We start from the raw sequence: 20,939 nt of genomic DNA, 5'->3' as shown, positions 1-20,939 counted from the left end.
TTTCTCGCAGAAGTTGAGCGAAAAACGCCGCAAGGCAAAGCAAACAGGCGCGCGCGCAGCCGCAAGGCTGCGCGTTGGCCGTCTTCTTTCATCCGGACTATACCGTCGGCTCCGGCATCGGACCGGATCTGCTGACCTTCGCACCACCCCCGCAATGAACTGCCGGGCGCCGCCGCGAAGCGCTCGCGGGCTCGCACGTTTGCACGTGCCTACCGCCGGTGGGGAATCGCACCCCGCCCTGAAGACGTTCGTGAGTACCGGCGAACCGGCTGGCGCAGTTTAACAGCGTGCACCGGCGTCATTGCTGACCACCGGCTAAGGCCGGCGGGACGCTGTGTCGTGTCAGGAATTCCCCCATGGCAAGTTTTGTGAAGAGTCTGTTAAATTGCGCGCCGCGGCGGGAGACGTCGCGCTCTTTTCCAGCCTGTCGGCCGGAAGAAACGGACATCAATTCAGAGAGAACACTCATGCGCACCACCTTGATTCTGGCTGCCCTGCTGGCCGCCGCCCCGTTTGCCGCCACTGCTGAAGGTCTGAGCTACAGCTATGTCGAAGGCGGCTGGAACCGCACCGAAATCACCGTGAACGGCGATTCGGACGACATCGATGGCGGCTACATTCGCGGCTCGTGGCAGATTGCCGAGCCGGTCTACCTGTTCGCGGGCTACCAGCGTGCGTCGAACGACTACGGCCTCGCAAACAACATCACTCTGGAAGCGACGCTGCAACAAGCCAATCTGGGTATCGCTTACCGTCAGGAAATGACCGAGCGCGTCGATTTCATTGCAGACGCCAGCGTGCTGCGCACGAAGATCGAAGCTGAAGCAAAGCAAGCAGGCAGCCGCATCTTCTCGGCCTCATCAGCCAACAGGAACTTCGGCATGGTGAGTCTTGGCCTACGCGGCAAGCCTTCGCCGCGCACGGAGGCATGGATCAAGGCTGGCTACATCGATGGCAATGATCTCGACCAGGGCGAATTTGCCGGCACCTTGGGTGGTCAGGTCAACTTCACTCCCACCTGGGGCTTGGTCGGCGAGGTCGAATTCATCGACGACGCCAACCAATACAAGGTCGGCGTGCGCGCAAGCTTCTGATCGACGCGCTGCAGCTACAAGAAAGGCTCCGCTTGCGGAGCCTTTTTTATGTCCGGCCCTTCCTGGCACGATCGGCCCGACCTGACGGAAAAACGCTTCAACAAGCAACCGGGTACCGATGCTCTACCGTCCGATCGAAACGCTGCTCGCACACCATTCGCAGCTGGAACGTGCGCCCCTGCGAAACGCCGCACATCAGTTTGAAGCGCCCGACGACACTCCAGCGGCGGCGGCACCCGCCCATGTCCAATGTCCAATGTCGACAGGAACACAGGGCGAATCGCAGGGCGCCAGGTCAAACGCACCATTGATCGACGTGCGTGACGCGGGTTCAGAGCCAGCGACGCACCGCTGCGCGGTACACCGCATAGTCGGCCTGGAAGCGTGCCGACAGGCAGCGTTCCTCGGGCAGTATCTGAAAAACCGTGACATAGCCGATAAACAGCGCCACTGCGAGCAAGCCAAGCAGCTGCCCGTGGCAGATGACCCAGCCCAGCAATGCCAGGGCATAGCCCAGGTACATCGGGTGACGCGAATACCGATACAGCGGATGTCACCAAGGCAGAAGATCGCTCTGGGTGCAGTGGATTGACCGTGGTACGCGCAGACCGAAACATGACTTTCGACCACGCATTGATCGAAAGGCCAAGCACAAGGCACGGCACGCCAATGGAAATGCATACCCTCGAGGAGACAGCCCCCGGCAATCGCCAAAGCACTGCTGCAAGCACCACCAGCAGAATGGGCGGTGGAAGCCACGTTTCTAGAGCGTGCAACATCGCACGCACGCTTGCTGCCAGCAGGAAATGCCCATAAACCGGACCACGCATTCGCCCCTCACATCGCCTCGCATCCTGCTACTGATTGATGGTGGTTTCGATGACATCGACGATCTCACTCACGGGGAGTGTGAAGACGCCGGCGTCGCCGTCGTCAAAGGCCGCGCGCCATGTCGTGTAGCCCTCCAGATACTCCGGATTTGCCGGGGCATGCCCCACCAGCGTGGTCACGGAGCTTTCGAGTGTCGTTCTGGACACCGGAAAATGCGGCAACTCCGTCGAAACGGCATTGGGAGCACGCACGTTCCTGACCCGCACGTCGCGGACGCTGATATGGAACACCTCGCCAATGTTCGGTTCGACCTCGATCCTGTTGATCAGCAGCGTCGAACCCGGCTCCTCGGCCCGGTTGCGGTACTCCCAGACTTGTCCTTCCGCAAACTGCCGGGCATGTGCAGCGAGCATGGTCATAACGAGAAATCCGATACGTGAAGAAAGGTGGGTTTCGTCTGTAGAGGCCTGAGAGCACACATTGGTCGGCAGTTGTTCACCCGTCGCCTGCACCGCTTGCCTGCTTCGCACCTGCGCTGCCCCGGGCAGGCCAGGAATTGGGTAACGCCCCCCACTCAGGCTTCAACGCTTGCAGAACACGTGCACTACAGGAACAGCATCCCGTAACGTTCCCTTGCGCCATAGCCAGCATTCATTCGACGACACCAGGCAGATAGCGCAGCCGCAGATCCTGGTCAAGCTGGCGCACATCGGCCAGATGCAGAGCGCGACGTTGCGCCATGGTATCGATGCCAAGCCCGGCCAGCAGCGGTCTGGCGGTATCGCCCAGCAGCACCGGTGCCATGTAGACCAGCAGTTCGTCGACCAGGCCGGCTTGCAGCAGCGCGCCGCTCAGCGTTGCGCCGGCCTCTGCATGTACCTCGTTGATCCCGCGCTCGGCCAGCAGCGCCAGCACCGCTCCCGGATCCAGACGCCCTTCCTGCAGTGGCATCCCGACGAATTCGGCACTCTGCAGCGACGGCGCTCTATCTGCATGGCCATGCAGATAGAGCGTCGGCGCATCGCCCTGGCGAATGTTCCCGCACTCCAGGGTGCGCAAGCGCGCGTCCAGCACGACCCGTAACGGCGGCACGAAGGGCGTGTCATCGCCCAAGCGCACCGTCATCGCCGGATCGTCCGCCAGTACCGTGCCGGCACCGGTCAGGATGGCGCCGGCACGCGCACGCCAGCGTTGCACGTCGGCACGTGCGTGCGCACCGGTAATCCACTTGGAGTGCCCGTTGGCCAGCGCAGTGCGCCCATCCAGGCTGGCGCCCAGCTTGACCCGCAGCCACGGGCGCCCACGCTCTACCCGCGAGAGGAACCCACGATTGAGTTCGCGCGCCTGCGCCTGCAGCACACCTGCGACCACTTCGATCCCGGCCTCGCGCAGCAGTGCAAAGCCACCGCCGTTGACCTGCGGAAACGGGTCGGCCATCGCCGCAACCACGCGCGCCACGCCTGCTTCGATTAAGGCCAGTGCGCACGGCGGCGTGCGCCCGTAATGCGCGCATGGCTCCAATGTCACGTATGCAGTCGCCCCACGTGCATGCTCGCCAGCGGCGCGCAGCGCGAACACTTCCGCATGCGGGCCACCGGCCCGCTGATGGAAGCCTTCGCCCACGCACACGCCATCGCGCACGATCACGCAGCCCACCATCGGATTGGGCCGCGTGGTGTATGCACCACGTTCTGCCAGGCGCAGCGCCTGTGCCATCCAGCGGTGGTCGTCGGCCGTCACCTTCATTGCCTTGCTCCTTCGGGCGCGATGGCCATCACCACGATCTGCATCGGGCCAAGCAACAGCTCGGCATGCGCGTGCCAGCCCAGTCGCCGATAAAACGGCACCAGCGCCGGCTGGCAATACAGATACAGCAGCGGCACACGCAATTGCGCGGCGGCGCGCACGCAGTGCGCCACCAGTGCTTGGCCGATGCCCCGCCCGCGCGCCTGCGGCTGCACGTACAGCGATGCCAGCCAGGGCGACCATTGACGGATGCGGTCGTCGTCGTTCTCCAGCAGGCTGACCGAACCGAGCCAGTGCGACGGATCGAGCGCGACCCAGGTGGTGGGAATCACGCCATCGCGCGTATGCCTGCGCAGTTCGCTCAACGCTTCATCGAACGTCCAGTCCGGCAACAGGCTGCCGAAGGCCTGCAGATGCACCTGTGCGATGGCGGGCAGATGCTCTGGCGTGTCCGCCACGCAGGCGATGCGCATGCGCTCAGCGCTTGCCGGGTTTGCCGGCGCGTTCCAGCGCCGCTTCCAGCAGCGGCAGTTGCTCGCTGCCTACCGGAAGCTCGCGCTCGAGCTTTTCGATTTCTTCGCGGAAGTCGGCCACGTCCTGGAAGCTGCGATACACCGAGGCGAACCGCACATAGCCCACATGGTCGAGTTTGCGCAGCTCCACCATGACGTATTCGCCCACCCGCAGCGAGCCCACTTCGCGCTCGCCTGACATGCGCAGCTGATGCACCACCGCGCGGACCGCCGCTTCGATCTGTTCTTCGGACACCGGGCGTTTCTGCAGCGCGCGGTCGAAACTGGTGCGCAGCTTGCGGGCATCGAAGGCCTCGCGCCCGCCGTCGCTCTTGACCACGGTGGGCAGCTTGAGCTCGATGGTTTCCAGCGTGCTGAAACGCTCGCCACAGGCCTCGCATTCGCGGCGCCGACGAATCGTCGTGCCGTCTTCGGACACCCGCGAATCGATCACGCGGGTGTCGTTGTGCTGGCAGAAGGGGCAGTGCATCGGAAGTCCGGGAATAGGGAGAGGGGAATAGGGAATCGGAACAGCAGAGCTATCGCAGCGTTGCTTTTACCATTCTCGTCTCCCTATTCCCCATTCCCGTCTCAGCCATACACCGGATACTTCTTGCACTGCGCGGTCACTGCGTCACGCACCTTGGCCAGCACGGCTTCGTCGCTGGGGGCGTCGAGCACGTCGGCGATCCAGTTGGCCAGGTCGATGCTGTCCTGCTCCTTGTAACCGCGCGTGGTGATCGCCGGGGTGCCCAGGCGAAGGCCGGAGGTGACGAACGGCGAGCGCGGGTCGTTGGGCACCGAGTTCTTGTTGACGGTGATGTGCGCCTTGCCGAGCGCGGCCTCTGCATCCTTGCCGGAAACATCGCGGCCAATCATGTCCACCAGCATCAGGTGATTTTCGGTGCCGCCGGACACGATCTTGTAGCCGCGCGCGATCAGCGTGTTGGCCATCGCCTGGGCGTTCTTGACCACCTGCTGCTGATAGGTCTTGAACTCCGGCTCCAGCGCTTCCTTGAACGCCACCGCCTTGGCCGCGATCACGTGCATCAGCGGGCCGCCCTGGATACCGGGGAACACGATCGACTGCAGCTTCTTCTGCAGTTCTTCGCTGGCGCCCTTGGCCACGATGATGCCGCCGCGCGGGCCGCGCAGGGTCTTGTGGGTGGTCGAGGTGACCACGTGCGCATGCTCAAGCGGGCTGGGGTACACACCGGCGGCGACCAGGCCGGCCACATGCGCCATGTCCACGAACAGATACGCACCGACGCTGTCGGCGATGGCGCGGAAACGCGCCCAGTCGATCTTCTGCGAATAGGCCGAGAACCCGGCCACCACCATCTTCGGCTTGTGCTCGGTCGCCAGGCGCTGGACCTCGTCGTAATCGATCAGGCCCTGCTCGTTGACGCCGTACTGCACCGCGTTGAACAGCTTGCCGGAGACGTTGACCTTGGCACCGTGGGTCAGGTGACCGCCGTGGGCCAGGCTCATGCCCAGGATGGTGTCGCCGGGCTGCAGCAGCGCCAGATACACCGCCTGATTGGCCTGCGAACCGCTGTGCGGCTGCACGTTCGCGTAGTCGGCGCCGAACACCTGCTTGATGCGGTCGATCGCCAGTTGCTCGGCAATGTCGACGAACTCGCAACCGCCGTAGTAGCGCTTGCCCGGATAGCCTTCGGCGTACTTGTTGGTCAGCTGGCTGCCCTGGGCTTCCATCACCAGGGCGCTGCAGTAGTTCTCGCTGGCGATCAGTTCGACGTGATCCTCCTGGCGGCCGACTTCAGCGGCAATGGCCTTGGCCAGTTCGGGGTCGTAGGTTTCCAGTCGGACGTCGCGCGAGAACATTCGAAACTCCGGGGCAGCTGCAGCCAGTAGGGCCGCCGATTGTAAGCCCCCGCCGCACGGGTGACCAATCGCGCGGCTGGCGGGCATGGGCCCGATCGGTCGGCGCGCCACGCAAACGACAAAGGCGCACCGGAGTGCGCCTTTGCGTGATGACTGGCCCGATTGCTCGGCGAGCGGCCGGCGGCCTGCTCAGTTGTTGAGGACCAGGTCGGCAATCACACCGGTGGCGATGGCGACCAGCAGTAGATTGCCGGTGTTGTCGCGCTGCCAACGGTAGCCATACGGCGGGCGGCGCAGGTTGTAGCGGTCGTAGTCGTTGATCACATAGACCGGGCCGTGGTAACGCTGGCCGCGGGCCCAGTACGGGCGCGGCGGCGGGCCGGCGCGGTAGTAACTGGGGCGATCGTAGACATAGACCCGGTTGCGGTCGTAGCGACGGTCCTGATAGCGGGCATCGCGATAGCCCTCGCGGTAGCCGCTGCTGTAGTAACGGCGATCGTCGCGACGATCGTCCCGCCAGTCGCGGCGATCGTTGCGCCAGTCGCCACGGCGATCGCGGCCGTGGTCGTGGTCGTGACGATCGTCGCGGTCGTGGCCACGACGATCGTGGCCGCGGCCCCAGTCGTCGGCAAACGCTGCCGGAGCCACGGAGCCCAGCGCCAGGATGGAAGAAAGCACAACAGTGACGATGCGTTTGCGGTTCATGACCAGCTCCTGTTTGCGATGTCGCAATTTCATTAAGGCGCTGCCCGCCTTAACGCATTCTTGCTGGAATCGGTTACGAAAATCCCTATTCAGGTAGTAGGTAGGCTGCGGTTTAGCTAGATTCCACCCGGCGCGGCCCCGGGCGCTTGCCCGTATAATCGGCGCAATCCCTTTTCCGCTGCCTCCGGCCCCGGCCGGTGGGCTGCCTGCGTCCACGGAGCACCCATGTCGCAATACATCTACACCATGAACCGCGTCAGCAAGGTGGTCCCGCCCAAGCGGCAGATCATCAAGGACATCTCGCTGAGCTTTTTCCCGGGCGCCAAGATCGGCCTGCTGGGCCTGAACGGCGCGGGCAAGTCCACGGTGCTGAAGATCATGGCCGGCGTGGATACCGATTTCGAGGGCGAAGCCCGTCCGCAGGCCGGCATCAAGGTCGGCTACCTGGCGCAGGAGCCGCAGCTCAACCCCGAGCACACCGTGCGCGAAGCGGTCGAAGAAGGCGTAGGCGACGTGCTGCAGGCACAGGCCGCGCTGGATGCGGTGTACCTGGCCTATGCCGAAGAAGGCGCCGATTTCGACGCGCTGGCCAAGGAACAGGAGCGCCTGGAGGCGATCCTGGCCGCCGGCGATGCGCACACCCTGGAAAACCAGCTGGACGTGGCCGCCGACGCGCTGCGCCTGCCGCCGTGGGACGCCATCGTCGGCAAGCTGTCCGGTGGCGAAAAGCGCCGCGTGGCGCTGTGCCGCCTGCTGCTGCAGAAGCCGGACATGCTGCTGCTCGACGAACCGACCAACCACCTGGACGCCGAGTCGGTGGAGTGGCTGGAACAGTTCCTGGCGCGCTACACCGGCACCGTGGTGGCGGTGACCCATGATCGCTACTTCCTGGACAACGCCGCCGAGTGGATCCTGGAACTGGACCGCGGCCGCGGCATTCCGTGGAAGGGCAACTACACCGACTGGCTGACCCAGAAGGACGAGCGCCTCAAGCAGGAAGACAACCAGGAAAAGTCACGCCAGAAGGCGATCCAGAAGGAACTGGAATGGTCGCGCCAGAACGCCAAGGGCGGGCGCACCAAGGGCAAGGCGCGTCTGGCCCGCCTGGAAGAGCTGCAGTCGGTGGATTACCAGCGCCGCAACGAGACCAATGAAATCTTCATCCCGCCGGGCGAGCGCCTGGGCAACTCGGTGATGGAGTTCAAGAACGTCTCCAAGAAGTTCGGCGACCGCCTGCTGATCGACAACCTGTCGATGATCGTGCCGCCCGGCGCCATCGTTGGCATCATCGGCCCCAACGGTGCCGGTAAGTCGACCCTGTTCAAGATGATCACTGGCCAGGAAAAGCCCGATTCCGGCGAAATCGTGGTCGGCCCCACCGTGCAGCTGTCCTATGTGGACCAGAGCCGCGACGCGCTGGAAGGAAACCACAACGTGTTCCAGGAAATCGCAGGCGGCCTGGACATCCTCAACATCAACGGCGTGGAGATCCAGTCGCGCGCCTACATCGGCCGCTTCAACTTCAAGGGCCAGGACCAGCAGAAGATGGTCGGCTCGCTCTCCGGTGGTGAGCGCGGTCGTCTGCACATGGCCAAGACGCTGCTGCAGGGCGGCAACGTGCTGCTGCTCGACGAACCGTCCAACGACCTGGACATCGAAACGCTGCGTGCGCTGGAAGATGCATTGCTGGAGTTCCCGGGCAACACCTTCGTGATTTCGCACGATCGCTGGTTCCTCGACCGTATCGCCACGCACATCCTGTCGTTCGAAGGCGAGTCGCACGTGGAGTTCTTCCAGGGCAACTACCGCGAGTACGAAGAAGACAAGCGCCGCCGCATGGGCGATGACGCAGGCCCCAAGCGTCTGCGCTTCAAGGCGCTGAAGTAAGTACGACAAGGGCGCCGAACGGCGCCCTTTTTACATCCGAGGTGCAGTGCCGTCTCGCCTCCACCGTGCCGCCGCAGAAGATGAGACGCGCAGCGCGAGCGCTGCGCTACAGGTCGTAGGACAACACGTCTTCGAAACCGAAGGTGTCGAAGTTTTCGATCCGCGAGGGATACAGACGGCCAACCAGGTGGTCGTATTCGTGCTGCACCACGCGCGCGTGGAAGCCTTCGGCCTCGCGTTCGATCGGGCTGCCGTCGGGGGCGAAACCGCGATAGCGGATGTGGCGGTAACGCGGGATCACCGCGCGCAGGCCGGGAATCGACAGACAGCCTTCCCAGCCGTTTTCCATCTCGTCCGACAGCGGCTCGATCTGCGCGTTCGCCAAGGCCGTGCGCGGCACCGTGGGCGCGTCCGGATAACGCTCGCTGACTTCGAAACCGAACACCATCAATTGCAGGTCCACCGCGATCTGCGGCGCGGCCAGACCAACGCCGCGTGCGTCGTCCATGGTTTCGAACATGTCGGCCACCAAGGCATGCAAGTCGGCACTGCCCAGGTCGGTCACCGGTGGCGCCACGCGCAGCAGGCGCTTGTCGCCCATGCGGATAATCTCGCGAATCACGTCGATGCTCCTCAAAACGATACGACGATCTTAGAACGGCCACCACACGCTGGCGAGCGGCTGCCAGGCAGGTGTGGACGGCGCCAGTCGGAGTGTACGAGCGCTACCTGACGCCCTGGCACCGGCCGCGTCTGCCTGTGGTCAGACAGTCGCTCCGTTGGTCGCTTCCAGCGCGGTAGACACGGGGTGGTAGCGGTGCAGTCCATGCCGGCGATGGCGTCGACGTCAAACGCCGATCAGTTGTGCGCGGTCATGGCGCTACCGATTCAGTGGATGCGCTTAGCGCGGCAGACGCAGGACCGGTAGCGGCGCAGTGATGACCACGATCGCTGCCGCGCTCAGGCGCCGATGCGCTGGCCGGTTTCGTCCAGCACGCGTTCGCCGTCTTCCTTGACGAATGCGCCGGTGGCCGCTGGCAACAGGTCGAGCACCTGCTCGGATGGACGGCACAGGCGCGTACCCAACGAGGTCTGCACGAACGGGCGATTGATCAGGATCGGATGCGCGAGCATCGCGCTCAGCAGTGCGGCGTCATCCAGCGCGGGATTGTCGAGTCCCAGCTCCAGATACGGCGTGCCCTTCTGGCGCAGGGCATCGCGCACCGACAGGCCGGCATCGGCAATCAGCGCCTGCAGCGTCTGCCGGTCTGGCGGGTACTGCAGATACTCGATGATCTGCGGTTCGATGCCGACATGCCGGATCAGCGCCAGCGTGTTGCGCGACGTGCCGCAAGCGGGGTTGTGATAGATGACGGCGTACATGGGGACTTGGTGCGCGGAGTAGCCGCGACTGTAACGCGTCGAGGTCCAATGCAACGCGCTGTCGCAGAGTCAGCGCAAGGCACGCACAGAAAGCGCTGATGCCGATGCGGGTGCAGGTGCAGGTGCAGGCATGAGCATCTCTCCGACAACGCACAAACGCACGGCTTGCGGGCATCGTTGCAACCGCGCTGTTTGCGCGGACCGGACCGCTGGCCGGGGTGGACTAAGGCCCTCTCCCGTCGGTAACGGGGTTGGGGGAGGGTCCGAAGCGAAGCTCAGGTGCACTTGAATACCTGCGCTCACCCACAACCAGGCCTCGCTCGTACCCTCATCCGCCCCTTCGGGGCACCTTCTCCCGAGGGGACAAGGGTGGCTTCCGGCCCAGTTGGCTCGCGTCAAAAATCTGGCCGATCCGGGTACCAGCCACCGCTGAATCCCTAAGAATTCCCCCGACGCAAGTGCACCGATAACCGTTTCAGGCTATCGCTTCGCATTCAGCGCGCCACATGTCAAAAGATTGACACACATCACGGATTCATGATTCAGTCATGAACAGACTGAAACGGAAGGATTCCCCCGATGCCGGTGTCTGCACGGCGTCCCTTTTCCCTGTTGGACTCAAGGAAACCCCAACGATGATGAGCGTTCGTAAGCCCGGATGGATGCTGTCCGGTGTGTTGTGCGTCCTCTGCCTGCCGGCCTTGGCCATGGCGCAAGAGGCTGCAACCAGCAGTTCCAAGGTCGGTATCGATCCCGTCACCGGCAAGCTGCGCCCGCTGACCGACGCCGAGAGCGCGGCGCTGGACCAGCAGGCCGGTTCGGCTGCCCGCAGTGCGGCAACGCGCACGACGGTGCCGCAAACCGAGGCGGCCGCCCGTGCCACCGAGCGCCGCCTGCCCAATGGCACCGTGGCGCGCAAGTTGCCGGCCACGCAAATGAGTTCGCTGACCGCGACCCGCCAGGCCGATGGCCGCATCGTGATCGAGCACAGCGACGACGCCGACACCCAACCCGCCCACGCCGAGCACGGAGCGCTGCCGCATGAATAAGCCCTTGTTGCTGCTGTCTCTGGCCGTGGCTGCGGCGATCGCGCCACTGCGTGCAAGCGCCGCCAACGTCACGCTGATCAATGGCGATGCCGGCACCGTGGTTGGGTTGAACGACCCCACCACCGCCGCACCGTTGGGCGGCAATCCCGGGCGCTCGGTCGGCGAACAGCGTCGCATCGCCTACCAGTACGCCATGGACCTGTGGGGCGCGGTGCTGCAGAGCAACGTCGAGATCAAGGTCTATGCCTCGTTCGCGCGGCTGACCTGCACCGCCACCGGCGGCACGCTGGGCCAGGCAGGGCCGAACTGGATCGTCAACAACTTCCCCGGCGCCAAGGCCAATACGCTGTATCCGTCCGCGCTGGGCGACGCGATCGCCGGCCAGGACCTGGTACCGGATCCGGCCGATCCGGCCGACGTGTTTTCGCAATTCAACGGCGACCTGGGCAAGGACGACTGCCTGGCCGGTTCGGGCTGGTACCTGGGCCTGGACGGCAAGACCCCGGAAGGCCAGATCAACTTCCTCAACGTGGTGATGCACGAAATCGGCCACGGCTTGGGCGCTGCCGGGTTCCTCAACAAGACCACCGGCGTGCTCGGCTCGGGCAGCGGGCTGACCGACGTGTACACCTCGCAGGCCTTCGATAACGTGCAGAACAAGCGTTTCGACGACCCGACCATGACCAACGCCTTGCGCGCCGAAGCGATGCGTACGCCCGGCCGCACGGTGTGGGCCGGCACGCGGGTCAACCGCGAGGCAGCCTTGATCCTGGACCCGCGCACGCTGCTGCAGGTCAGCGCGCCGGCCGCTGCGGCCGGCAAGTTCGAAGTGGGCTTTGCCAGCTTCGGGCCGCTGGCCACCGCCGGTAATTTCCCGGCGCGCGCAGTGGTGACCATCAACGACGGCGCTGCGGCCCCCTCGGCCACCGATGGCTGCGAAACCCCGTTCGTCAATGCGGCCGAGGTGGCCGGCAAGGTGGCGCTGATCGACCGCGGCACCTGCGCGTTCGCGATCAAGGTCAAGAACGCCCAGCTCAACGGTGCGGTCGGCGTGATCGTGGCCAACAACGCCGCCGGCGTGCAGACCATGGGCAATGCCGCGCCGCCGATCACCGACATCACCATCCCGGCGATCATGGTGTCGCAGGCCGATGGCGCGCGACTCAAGGGTGCCAGCGCAGTGGTGGCAGGCCTGTACGAGGACCCGGACCTGCTGCAGGGCACCGACACCGCAGGCCGCACGCGGTTGTATTCACCCAGCGTGGTGGCCGGTGGCTCGACGTTCTCGCACTTCGATACCGACCTGCAGCCCAACGCGCTGATGGAGCCGTTCGATACGCCGGAAGTGCAAGCGCATCTGAACATCGACCTGACCCCGGCGATGTTCGCCGATATCGGTTGGACCTTGAACCGCGGCCTGACCCGGCTGGGTAACTGCAACACGCTGGTGCCGACGGTGGAAACCGGCGGTCTGATCGTCGGTGCAAACCTGACCGCCGAGAGCAGCCTGTGCAAGACGCAGAATGCCGGTAACCGCTTCGGCTATCTGACCTGCATGAACGATCACATCCGCGAACTGGAAGACCAGGGTGCGATCAGCCGCGTGCAGCAGGCGGCGACTTTCATCTGCGCCACCAAGGTTCGCCCCTGAGGCGAGCGCGCGTCACTTGATGGGGATGCGAACGGCGCCGAAAGGCGCCGTTCGTTTATGTGGTGCGGGGCGGTGCGCCGCACGCCGCTCGCAAGATCGATGCACGACCGTGACAGGCGTGCGCCCACACAGCAGGGCCGCAGGCATGCATCGCCCGGCCCGCATGCAGCGGCGAGTGCCCGCTGCGAGAGCGAACCGCCAGTGCCGCCGCCTCAGCGATCCGCCGCGTACGGCGAGGTCAGCACCTGCGGTGCGCGGCCCAGTGCGGCGCCCAGGCGATCCATCACAAAGCGCAGATAGAGATTGCTGCTGAACTGGTTGTAGTCGCGTGCGTTATTGAAGGTCATGCGCCCACCCAGAAACAGCTGCGGGGCCACCTGCCATTCGGCTGCGCCACTGAGGTTGTACGACACGCCGGTGCGGCTCTCGCCCGCATATACCGGGTCGGTGTAGCGGTCGACCAGGCCCAGCAGCGCCGCCAGCGATGCGGCATCGTAAGCAGCCTGTTGCAGGGTCGGGTCGGTGGGGAAATACGGCGTTGGATCGGTCTTGAAATGCTGCACGCCCACACTGGCATCGACCTTCCAGTTGACGCTCTGCCCCGCGCTGCGGCCGCTCCAGTGCACCGGGAAGCCAAGGTCCACATACTCCTGCGGGCTGAAGTAACCGCCGTGGCCGTAGGTGAAGCCGCTGAGATTCTTGTCGTACTGCATGGCGGTCAGGTTGACGCCGGCGGTCAGCGATTGATTCTGCGTTTCCAGTGCATGCACGTAGAAGCCCAGGTCGGCCTGGCGGTGGTCGTTGTCGGCCACGTTGTGACCGGTCAAGCGGTGCGCGGCGAGATTGGCATATCCACCGAGCAGGCCGTTATCGGCGGTAGCCGAGAGCGCGATGCCGTTGCTGGCGACGCCGCCCCATTCGCGGCCGCTGCGCGCATCCTGCGCGCCGGCGAACGACAGCACGCTGTCGGTCACCGCGCGCCGCGACGCATCGGCCGACCAGCTCACCGTCTCGCCGAGGTCGCCGCGATAGCCGACGCCACCGACGATGTTCTGCTCCTGGAACCCGATCGGCGTGCTGCCCACGTCGGCGCTGAAACCGCCGTTGCGATAGCGCACGCCCACACCCACGCCGGTGTCGTCCTGGCTGAGCCGGCGCGCACCGTTGCCGGTGGCGGCCATGCTGTTGAGCGTGGCCGCCAGCGAAGTCGGCGTCTGTTGCGCGGCGGCGGAGCTGCTGGCCAGCGCCTGCAACGCGGCACCATCGCCAGCGGCCAGCTGTTCGCTGATCGCGGTATTGCCGAGGATGTCGCGCGCCAGCTGCGCAATCGGCGTGTTGGACGCGTTGACGCTGAGCAAATACGCCGGCAGCGGTTCGTTGGCCAGCGCGGCCAACGCAGCCGGCGTGCTGTTGTTGTTTTCGGTCAGCAGCTCGCCGAACAACCCGGTATTCAAGGCATAACGGCGCAGGCGTTCGCGCGTGGCGACGTTATCGCCCTGGGTGGCGAGCAACTGATACACCGCCGAACCGGTCAGCGTGTCGATCGGGCTGCGGTCGGCGGCAAGCGCGTCGTTGACTGCTGTCTGCGGGCCGGCGCCGAAGCGACTGGCCGTGGCGTAATCGGTGGTCAGCGTACCGGCATCCACCACGGTAGGGGTCAGCGTGACGCCGAGTTTGCCTTCGCCCACCGCGAACTCGGCCTGCACCGGCATTTCGATGTCGTCCAGGCGACCCAGGCCGTCTTCGCCATCGCGCGAGCGGTACAGCGCGCCACCGGCGAGGTTGTCGCTGTTTTCCGATTGCACGGCGCGCAGTTCGTCGAGCACGCTGTTACCGCTACCGGCCGGCGGTAGCGCCTGGGCGGCAGGTCTTGTCAGGCGCGGGCCGGCGTCCGCGCCGATCGGTGCGGCAGCGCGCGTGGCAAGCAGCCTTTCGTCGCGTGCCGATCCGCGCGGGCGGCTGCCGGGCACAGGCAGCATGGCCGGCGCGACGCTGGCGCTGACCGGTTGCGGCAACACATCGCCACCGGTGTCCACGGATGCACCGGCCGGCGCAACCGCGGCGAACCGGGCCGAGGCCGGCGACGCGGCGAGCGGCGCAACCTCGCCATACTTGCCAGCGCCATCCATGCGCTCGGACAGCACCGCCGGCGAGCGCGGCATGGCGCCGGTCATGCCGGAGAACGGATTGAGCGGCCGACCGGCCGAGGCCACCGCTGCCGGGCCACGTGCGCCCGGCAGGCCGTTATCGAGCTGACCGGCCTGGCGTTGCTGCGCAGCCAGCGCCGCGCGGAAATACTGCTCGGCCTTGCGGTTCTTGCCGGCGCTGCGATACACGCGTCCGGCGGCGGCCAGCACCTCCGGCGACTCCGGCGCCTGCGCCAGCGCGCGCTGCAGATAACTCTCGGCGTTGCGCAGATCCGACTGCGCGGCGGCGCTGTTGGCGGCGGCGGTGAGCGTGTCCAGATCGTTGGGGTGGCGCTGCAGGATCTGCTGATAGATCGCCAGCGCCTGGCGCTGATCGCCGGCGGCGGCATACAGCCGTGCCAGTGCCGCCTGGGCGTCGCGGTTGTCCGGTTGCTGTGCCAGGATCGGCGACAGCGCATCGTAGGCGCCTTCCAGATTGCCGAGCTCGCGCAAGGCATCCACCTGGCGCAGCGTGTAGGCGCTGCGCAGGGTTTGATAGCGGCGCAATTGTTCCGGCGTCATGGTGGTGGATTGCAGCTGGCGCAGCACTGCCGACAATTCCGCATCCTGATGCGCACGCAGCAGCACGCCGGCATATTGCAGGCGGTCTTCGGTGCGCGGATTGGCGCCGGTGACCAGGCGCTGCGCCAGCACCAGCGCGCGCGAGGCGTTGCCGGCGTCGGCATGCGCGCCGGCCAGGCTGGCCAGCAACTGCGGATCGTCGAGCTGGTTGCCCAGCGCAGTTTCGGTGCGCGCGAGCAACTGCTGCGCCTCGCCAACCCTGCCCTGCTCCACCAGCAGCCGCGCCTGACGTGCCTGCAGTTCGATCCAGGCGATGGTGCGCAGCTGGGTCATTTCCGGCGTGCGCGCGGCCGCCGGAATGCGATCCAGGCTGTCGTACGCACCCTGCCAGTCGCCGCTTTCCTGCGCGAGCAAGGCGTTGGCGTGCAGCGCTTCGGGCTGGTCCCCGTGCACGGCAAGCAGGCCATCCATGACGCTGCGCGCCTGATCTGGGCGGCCGGCCTGTTGATACAGACGGGCCAGATCCAGGCGAATCCAGGCGTCGCCGGGACGTTCGACCATGGCCGCTTCCAGCTCGGCCTGCGCGCTGACCGCATCGCCGGCCTCCAGCGATTGCCGCGCGCGGGCGCGCTGCACGTTGGAACGCAGCAAGGCTTGCCCGCCGGACTTGGCGCGCTCGGCAGCCGGCAGGCGATTGAACAATTCGCTGGCTTCGGTCATGCGGCCCTGGCGGCTGTACAGCCCGACCAGGCCCTGCAAGGCGCCGGCGTTATCGGCATCGCGCGACAGCGCCTTGCGATAACTGGCTTCGGCCGCGACGGGGTCGCTGGCGCTTTGCAAACCGCCCAGCGCGACATGGCCTGCCGGCTCGTTGGGCAGCAACTGCACCGACTGCTCCACCAACTGGCGTGCCTGCGCGATGTCTCCGCGCGCGCGCGTGGCTTCGGCTTGCTGCAGCTGTTGCCAGTAGCGCGCGCTGTCCAGCGCACCTTTCCATTTGCCGCTGCTGGCCGCGGCCGGGCGCAGCAGCTCCTGCGCTTCGGCAAAGCGTTGCTGACGCAGCCGCACCGAGCCCAGGCCGCCCAATGCTTCCGGGTCGCGCGAGCGGGCGCGCAGCACCTGGGTGAAGCGTTGTTCGGCCGTGCTCAGATTGCCGGCATTGAGCGCGCGAAAACCTTCGCTGAGCGCGACGCCGTTGGGGTCGGCGGGCGCAGCGGCAGCAGCCGCGCGTTGTTCGCGCAATTGACCGAGCTTGGCGGTCACGTCGGCATCGGTCGGCGTACCGGCCAGAAATGCCTGGTACAGCGGTGCATCGGTGGTGCTGGCGTTGAGCCACAGCAACGCCTGGCGCCAGCTGGTGCGTGCCGGGCCGCCGACATCGGCGCGTTGGGCCAGCGCGCGCAATTGCGCGATGCCTTCGCGACGGGTGGGCTCGCGGTAGCTCAACACCTGGGCCAGCGCCAGCTGCACGGACGGGTTGGCCGGGTCGCTGGCCTGCAGCCTGCGCAGCCCGTCGCGCGCACGCTCCCAACCGGTTGGCGTGCCGGCCAACGATTGGTAGTACTCCAGCGCAAGATTGGGCGGCGGCGCCTTGCCGGCAAACACGGCTTCATAGCTGCGCGCGGCTTCCACATAACGTCCGGCCGCGGCGGCGCGGCGTGCATTGCGCAGGTTGGGATCTTCGCCGGCAGTGGCGCTGCCGCGCGCACCGATCGCCACACGCAGGCGCTGCGCCTGCGGCGATTGCGGATGCGCCGCTTCCAGTTGCTGCAGGCGCTTGCGCGCTTCGGACTGGCGGCCCTGCGCCAGGTCGATCTGCGCCAGGCCGAGCAAGGCATCGGGCTGGTCCGGGTCGATGCCGAGCAGCTTTTTCCAGGTGTCGGCGGCCAGGTCGTCGCGACCCTGGTCGTGCCAGTAGTTGCCCTGCCCGACCAGTTGCTGGGTCGCGCTGGTCTGCGCGTGCACCGGGCAGGCAAGCAGGCACAGGTCGATCATGCCGGCCAGGTAGAGCGGCGTCAGGTTTTTGCGGAGCATGCAGGCGTTCTCCAGGCGGGCAGCAGGCGCCCGTCTGCGGCAAAGCGGTAGCGGTTCTCAAGCCAGCCCTGTCCGAACAGGGCCAGCGTGCGTTCGAAATACGGCAGCGCTGCGGCGGCCGGTGTGGCGGCCAGCGGAATCCGCTGCGCCTGCGCCTTGAGCAGCGCAGGCTGCCGCAGCGCGCTCAGATACGGCAGCAACGCGGCGGAAAACCCCACCGGCACGGTGCCAGTGCCCACGCCGCGCGCGGTGTCGATCTTTTCGGCAAACGCGGTGCCTGCGGCGAGCAGGTCGGCCGGGCCGGACAAATCCTGCAGCAACTTCGCGCGCAGCGGCTCGCCGGCGTCCAGCATGCCGGCCCACAGGTACACGCGGATGGCATCGTAGCTGCCGAGATTGCCGCGCTTGGGATCGGCACCGAAGGCCTTGCCGTCCCACACGGTCCAATCCGGCGCAAAGCCGACCGGCGCACTGTCGCGCAGCACGCGCGCCGCGTTGGCGGCGATCGCCGCCCACGGCCCCTTGGGGTCGGCGTTGGCGCAGCGGCGCAGCACCTGGATCGGCAGATAACTGGGATTGAGCGTCCAGCGGCCGGGTTCGACAAAGCCGCTGCGGCCGGGCAACAGCATCGGCCCCAGGCCAGGCAGCGCAGCCACTTCCTGGGTGCGCATCAGTTGCAGGATCTGCTGGCCGGCCTTGCCGTAACCGGGGCGGTTCCACAGCCGGCCGGCTTCCAGCAAGGCGTAAGCGATCCACAACTCGCCATCGCTGGCGGTATTGGCATCGAGCACGCGCCAGTCGCCGCTGCCATCGCGGCCCCACAACCAGGCCGGCAGATTGAGATCCGGGCGGCCACCGCACAGGTTGTGCCGGGTCCAGCCCAGTACCTTGTCGAACAGCACCTGGTCATTGGCCACCAGCGCGAAGAACAGCGCATACGACTGGCCTTCGGAGGTGGAGCGTTGATCGGCGTTGAGGAAGTCCACCACCCGGCCGTCGGGCTGGATGTGCTTGGACACGAATGCGTTCCACAGCGGCCAGGCGCCGCACTGTGCGGGTGCCGCCGTCGCGCCGGCCGGCAACAGCGCGGCCAGCGACGCCAGCGCACCGGCGCGCAGCAGGCCGCGGCGCGTCATGACACTGCCGCGCGTGTGCGCGTTCATGCGCCGTGGCCGTCGTTGAGGCGCTCGGCGGTGTGCCGGCGCAGCAGTACGCGCGCGGCCAGTGCCAGCAGCAGCGCCAGCAGCACCACGGTCAAGGCCAGCCAGACCGGGTGATGCGAGAAGTACCAGCGCAGCCAGGTCGGCAACGGCAGGTGGCCCACGTAATAGGTCTGGTTGCCGACCAGGCTGGTGACCTTCTTCTGCTGCAACAACACCACGCTGCCCTGGAAATCCTTGAGCAACGCCGGGTCGAACCAGGCATCGAACAGACGATTCATGTTGGCCGGGTCTTCGGTCTGAAACGCGACCACGCTGCGGCCGGATTTCAACGGCGATTCGAAGCCCATCAGCAACACGTCGTCGGGCTGCGGCTGCAACGCGATGTCGGTGGTGGTCGGCAGGTCGGTGCGGCGCGCGTCGAACGAGAGAAAACCGGGCAGTTTGTCGAACAGCCAATCGGTCAGGCCGATGCGGCGATTCTGCCCGTCCTGGCCCACCGGCAGCTGCGCGCGCCACTGCTTGAACAGCGGTTGCGACTCGGCGCTGCCCAGCAGCAACAGATCGCGATCGGCATGCTGCTGCACCGCGCTGGCGGCGATGATCTGCGCATGCAGCGCCGGGTAGCCGGTGGACGCACCGAACCGGCCGAGCAAGGTCAGCACGTTGCCCAGATCCTGGTCGCCCGGGTTGTTGGGCAACACGATCGCCGATTCGGACAGATCGGCCAGCCGCGTGAACGGGTAGCCGGCATTGGCGAACGCAGCCAGATTCGGCATCGCCATGTAGTGGTGGAAGCCGCTCAGGTCGATGGTGGAATCGGCATCGATGGCGCCGGACACATCCGGGAAGGTGTTCTTGCAGGCCTCGCCTTGCGGGCGATCGAAGAAGAAATGGAAGCGTAGTTGGCTATTGGCCGAAAACGCGCCCACCGGCAGTTTCAGATCCTGATGCACCGGCATGCTGCCGCGCGTGCCCAGGCTGTTCCACCAGCGCATCGGCGTGGATTCGGCGAACGGGCGGCCGGTCAGCGGCAGCGTGGTCACGAACGACTCGTTGATGCTGACATTGAGCGCGGACTTGTTGTCCTGCTCCGGAAGCGTGTAGCGGTACTTCAGCGCCACCGGAATGCCGTCGCGCTCCCACACGAACAGGTCCGGCGGCAGTTGCAGACCGACCCGGATCAGGTCCGGGTGATAGCCGGTGACGTTGAGCGCGCCTGACTGGGTGACCAGGTCGCCGAAGCGCACCGGATGCTCGCTGGAAACCCATTTGGGCGCGTCGTACGGCCGACGCGGCGTCGGCGCGGACATCTCGCCGATCCGCGCCACCGCACCGGTCAACGGCGCGCGCAGCGCCAGCGCGGTAGCCGCGCGTTGCAGATCGTCGGTGTTGCGGCCAAGCACCAGCAGCAGCTTGCCGTTGGGATCGGTCGGGTTGACCACCACCGCAACCGTCGGCCCGCGGATATCGGCCACGCCGCTGTCGGCGGTGGCGAACTGCGCAGGCAAGGTGTCGGGCGTGGCGAACACCACCGCGTTGCCGGTGGCCGGCAGGGCGCTGGTCGAGGCCGTGAACACCGCGCCGCGATACCCGGCCAGGGTGCCGAACCACGAGGCGACCGTGCCGGCGGCCTGCAGCGTCGCCATATCCGGCTGCTGCGGGAAATAGAACGGCAGCTCCAGACGCCGCGTATCGCGCACATCGAAAAACGGCACCGGCAGCAGCGCCAGGTTGTTGGCCAGCGCCAGCGGCGTGGTGGTCAACGACAGGCTGGTGGCCGCGTCCACATTCGCCCACAGGCTGCTGTGGTCGGGGTCTTCGCACTCGCGCGTGTAATGCCCGATGAGTTGCAGGTTGAGCTGGTTGTAGTCGGTGATCAGCCGCGGATCGACCGGCAGATCGGCCGAGAGCAGCTTGCCGGCGTTGGCCTTGTCGGTGGGCAAGGTCGCAACGGTCACGCCGTTGATGGTGACCTTGACGTGCGACAGGTCCGGCAGCAGAGATGGCGAGTAGCTGTATTTCAGGTTGAGCGTGGCGGCGGTGACGATTTCATCGCTACGCACACTGAAGGGCACACCGGCACTGCCCTGCACGCCGCGCAAGGTGATTTCGTAATCGATGCCGAGATCGCGCAGCGTTGCCGCGCGCGTGCTGCCGGCGGGCAGCGGTGCCGGCGCCGCAGGTGCGATCGCTGTTGCCGCCGCGCTCTGCGCATCGCCGTCGGCCTGCGCAGCCGGCACGGGTTGTTGCGCCTGCGCCAGACCGGCCAGAAGCGTGAGCGCGCAGGTCAACACCGCCGGGGACATTCGCATCAGTTGTTTCTTTGCAGGG

At 66.3% G+C, this 20,939-nt stretch carries 17 protein-coding genes and 1 riboswitch; of the genes, 4 read left to right on the top strand and 13 right to left on the bottom strand.

The features are described 5' to 3' along the window. Window positions 1–76: 76 nt before the first annotated feature. Window positions 77–250: riboswitch (FMN riboswitch) on the bottom strand. Between the two features lie 48 nt (window positions 251–298). Next, on the bottom strand, window positions 299–469 hold the full coding sequence (locus tag VZ068_RS04535; protein WP_349657033.1) for a hypothetical protein: 171 nt from the start codon (window positions 467–469) through the stop codon (window positions 299–301). Here VZ068_RS04535 and VZ068_RS04530 point away from each other — a divergent pair. Then, complete coding sequence (locus VZ068_RS04530) at window positions 468–1,094, top strand: hypothetical protein (protein WP_259167735.1); 627 nt, start codon at window positions 468–470, stop codon at window positions 1,092–1,094. The two genes, VZ068_RS04535 and VZ068_RS04530, sit on opposite strands and share 2 nt — an antisense overlap. Before the next feature lie 331 nt (window positions 1,095–1,425). Here the strand turns inward: VZ068_RS04530 and VZ068_RS04525 are convergent, their stop codons facing one another. The 7 genes from VZ068_RS04525 to VZ068_RS04495 form a co-directional block, all read right to left on the bottom strand. Beyond that, complete coding sequence (locus tag VZ068_RS04525) at window positions 1,426–1,617, bottom strand: isoprenylcysteine carboxylmethyltransferase family protein (RefSeq protein WP_349657032.1); 192 nt, start codon at window positions 1,615–1,617, stop codon at window positions 1,426–1,428. A gap of 334 nt (window positions 1,618–1,951) precedes the next feature. After that, complete coding sequence (locus tag VZ068_RS04520; protein ID WP_349657031.1) at window positions 1,952–2,344, bottom strand: hypothetical protein; 393 nt, start codon at window positions 2,342–2,344, stop codon at window positions 1,952–1,954. 232 nt (window positions 2,345–2,576) lie between these two features. Then, window positions 2,577–3,671 (bottom strand): bifunctional diaminohydroxyphosphoribosylaminopyrimidine deaminase/5-amino-6-(5-phosphoribosylamino)uracil reductase RibD, encoded by a 1,095-nt coding sequence (ribD, locus tag VZ068_RS04515; protein WP_349657030.1) that lies wholly within the window; start codon window positions 3,669–3,671, stop codon window positions 2,577–2,579. Next, a complete protein-coding gene (locus VZ068_RS04510) occupies window positions 3,668–4,144 on the bottom strand; it encodes a GNAT family N-acetyltransferase (protein WP_349657029.1) in 477 nt (158 codons plus the stop codon). The genes ribD and VZ068_RS04510 overlap by 4 nt, the downstream gene beginning before the upstream one ends. Window positions 4,145–4,148: 4 nt before the next feature. Continuing rightward, complete coding sequence (nrdR, locus tag VZ068_RS04505) at window positions 4,149–4,673, bottom strand: transcriptional regulator NrdR (RefSeq protein WP_005997276.1); 525 nt, start codon at window positions 4,671–4,673, stop codon at window positions 4,149–4,151. A 101-nt stretch (window positions 4,674–4,774) separates the two neighbouring features. Beyond that, window positions 4,775–6,028: a serine hydroxymethyltransferase gene (gene glyA / locus VZ068_RS04500; RefSeq protein ID WP_349657028.1), complete on the bottom strand. Its 1,254-nt coding sequence runs from the start codon at window positions 6,026–6,028 to the stop codon at window positions 4,775–4,777. Window positions 6,029–6,217: 189 nt separating this feature from the next. Then, complete coding sequence (locus VZ068_RS04495) at window positions 6,218–6,733, bottom strand: RcnB family protein (RefSeq protein ID WP_349657027.1); 516 nt, start codon at window positions 6,731–6,733, stop codon at window positions 6,218–6,220. Between the two features lie 225 nt (window positions 6,734–6,958). Here VZ068_RS04495 and ettA point away from each other — a divergent pair, with 225 nt between their 5' ends. Then, window positions 6,959–8,620 (top strand): energy-dependent translational throttle protein EttA, encoded by a 1,662-nt coding sequence (ettA, locus tag VZ068_RS04490; RefSeq protein ID WP_005997279.1) that lies wholly within the window; start codon window positions 6,959–6,961, stop codon window positions 8,618–8,620. Window positions 8,621–8,726: 106 nt separating this feature from the next. Here ettA and def read toward each other — a convergent pair whose 3' ends face one another. Beyond that, a complete protein-coding gene (gene def / locus VZ068_RS04485; RefSeq protein ID WP_046963719.1) occupies window positions 8,727–9,242 on the bottom strand; it encodes a peptide deformylase in 516 nt (171 codons plus the stop codon). Between the two features lie 338 nt (window positions 9,243–9,580). Then, on the bottom strand, window positions 9,581–10,003 hold the full coding sequence (gene arsC, locus VZ068_RS04480; protein WP_259154891.1) for an arsenate reductase (glutaredoxin): 423 nt from the start codon (window positions 10,001–10,003) through the stop codon (window positions 9,581–9,583). A 635-nt stretch (window positions 10,004–10,638) separates the two neighbouring features. On the opposite strand from arsC, the gene VZ068_RS04475 reads away from it, so the two are divergent. Both VZ068_RS04475 and VZ068_RS04470 read left to right on the top strand, forming a co-directional pair. Continuing rightward, on the top strand, window positions 10,639–11,052 hold the full coding sequence (locus VZ068_RS04475; RefSeq protein ID WP_259154894.1) for a hypothetical protein: 414 nt from the start codon (window positions 10,639–10,641) through the stop codon (window positions 11,050–11,052). Then, a complete protein-coding gene (locus tag VZ068_RS04470; protein WP_349657026.1) occupies window positions 11,045–12,703 on the top strand; it encodes a PA domain-containing protein in 1,659 nt (552 codons plus the stop codon). The genes VZ068_RS04475 and VZ068_RS04470 overlap by 8 nt, the downstream gene beginning before the upstream one ends. 212 nt (window positions 12,704–12,915) lie before the next feature. Here the strand turns inward: VZ068_RS04470 and VZ068_RS04465 are convergent, their stop codons facing one another. Genes VZ068_RS04465 through bcsB form a run of 3 tightly spaced genes read right to left on the bottom strand, consistent with a single transcriptional unit; the run spans window position 12,916 to window position 20,920 of the window. Further along, window positions 12,916–17,445, bottom strand: coding sequence for a cellulose synthase subunit BcsC-related outer membrane protein (locus tag VZ068_RS04465; protein ID WP_349657025.1), 4,530 nt, complete (start codon window positions 17,443–17,445; stop codon window positions 12,916–12,918). Continuing rightward, window positions 17,427–18,608 carry a cellulose synthase complex periplasmic endoglucanase BcsZ gene (bcsZ, locus tag VZ068_RS04460; RefSeq protein ID WP_349657024.1) on the bottom strand — a complete coding sequence of 394 codons (1,182 nt, stop codon included), beginning with the start codon at window positions 18,606–18,608 and terminating at the stop codon, window positions 17,427–17,429. The genes VZ068_RS04465 and bcsZ overlap by 19 nt, the downstream gene beginning before the upstream one ends. Beyond that, on the bottom strand, window positions 18,605–20,920 hold the full coding sequence (gene bcsB / locus VZ068_RS04455; protein ID WP_349657023.1) for a cellulose biosynthesis cyclic di-GMP-binding regulatory protein BcsB: 2,316 nt from the start codon (window positions 20,918–20,920) through the stop codon (window positions 18,605–18,607). Before bcsB ends, bcsZ begins: the two co-directional genes overlap by 4 nt. Window positions 20,921–20,939: the final 19 nt, after the last annotated feature.

The sequence above is a fragment of the Xanthomonas sp. 10-10 genome (assembly GCF_040182365.1).
Classification (GTDB): domain Bacteria; phylum Pseudomonadota; class Gammaproteobacteria; order Xanthomonadales; family Xanthomonadaceae; genus Xanthomonas; species Xanthomonas arboricola_F.
The sequence above is the reverse complement of the archived record's forward strand: the minus strand, read 5'-3'. Positions and strand labels throughout refer to the sequence as shown.

Bases quoted from the DNA above. Each gene is read 5' to 3' on its own strand.
- VZ068_RS04465 (WP_349657025.1), bottom strand. From the start codon at position 17,445: ATGCTCCGCAAAAACCTGACGCCGCTCTACCTGGCCGGCATGATCGAC.
- VZ068_RS04510 (WP_349657029.1), bottom strand. From the start codon at position 4,144: ATGCGCATCGCCTGCGTGGCGGACACGCCAGAGCATCTGCCCGCCATC.
- VZ068_RS04495 (WP_349657027.1), bottom strand. From the start codon at position 6,733: ATGAACCGCAAACGCATCGTCACTGTTGTGCTTTCTTCCATCCTGGCG.
- VZ068_RS04535 (WP_349657033.1), bottom strand. From the start codon at position 469: ATGAGTGTTCTCTCTGAATTGATGTCCGTTTCTTCCGGCCGACAGGCT.
- VZ068_RS04475 (WP_259154894.1), top strand. From the start codon at position 10,639: ATGATGAGCGTTCGTAAGCCCGGATGGATGCTGTCCGGTGTGTTGTGC.
- ettA (WP_005997279.1), top strand. From the start codon at position 6,959: ATGTCGCAATACATCTACACCATGAACCGCGTCAGCAAGGTGGTCCCG.
- VZ068_RS04525 (WP_349657032.1), bottom strand. From the start codon at position 1,617: ATGTACCTGGGCTATGCCCTGGCATTGCTGGGCTGGGTCATCTGCCAC.
- arsC (WP_259154891.1), bottom strand. From the start codon at position 10,003: ATGTACGCCGTCATCTATCACAACCCCGCTTGCGGCACGTCGCGCAAC.
- bcsB (WP_349657023.1), bottom strand. From the start codon at position 20,920: ATGCGAATGTCCCCGGCGGTGTTGACCTGCGCGCTCACGCTTCTGGCC.
- ribD (WP_349657030.1), bottom strand. From the start codon at position 3,671: ATGAAGGTGACGGCCGACGACCACCGCTGGATGGCACAGGCGCTGCGC.
- bcsZ (WP_349657024.1), bottom strand. From the start codon at position 18,608: ATGAACGCGCACACGCGCGGCAGTGTCATGACGCGCCGCGGCCTGCTG.
- glyA (WP_349657028.1), bottom strand. From the start codon at position 6,028: ATGTTCTCGCGCGACGTCCGACTGGAAACCTACGACCCCGAACTGGCC.
- VZ068_RS04520 (WP_349657031.1), bottom strand. From the start codon at position 2,344: ATGACCATGCTCGCTGCACATGCCCGGCAGTTTGCGGAAGGACAAGTC.
- nrdR (WP_005997276.1), bottom strand. From the start codon at position 4,673: ATGCACTGCCCCTTCTGCCAGCACAACGACACCCGCGTGATCGATTCG.
- VZ068_RS04470 (WP_349657026.1), top strand. From the start codon at position 11,045: ATGAATAAGCCCTTGTTGCTGCTGTCTCTGGCCGTGGCTGCGGCGATC.
- VZ068_RS04530 (WP_259167735.1), top strand. From the start codon at position 468: ATGCGCACCACCTTGATTCTGGCTGCCCTGCTGGCCGCCGCCCCGTTT.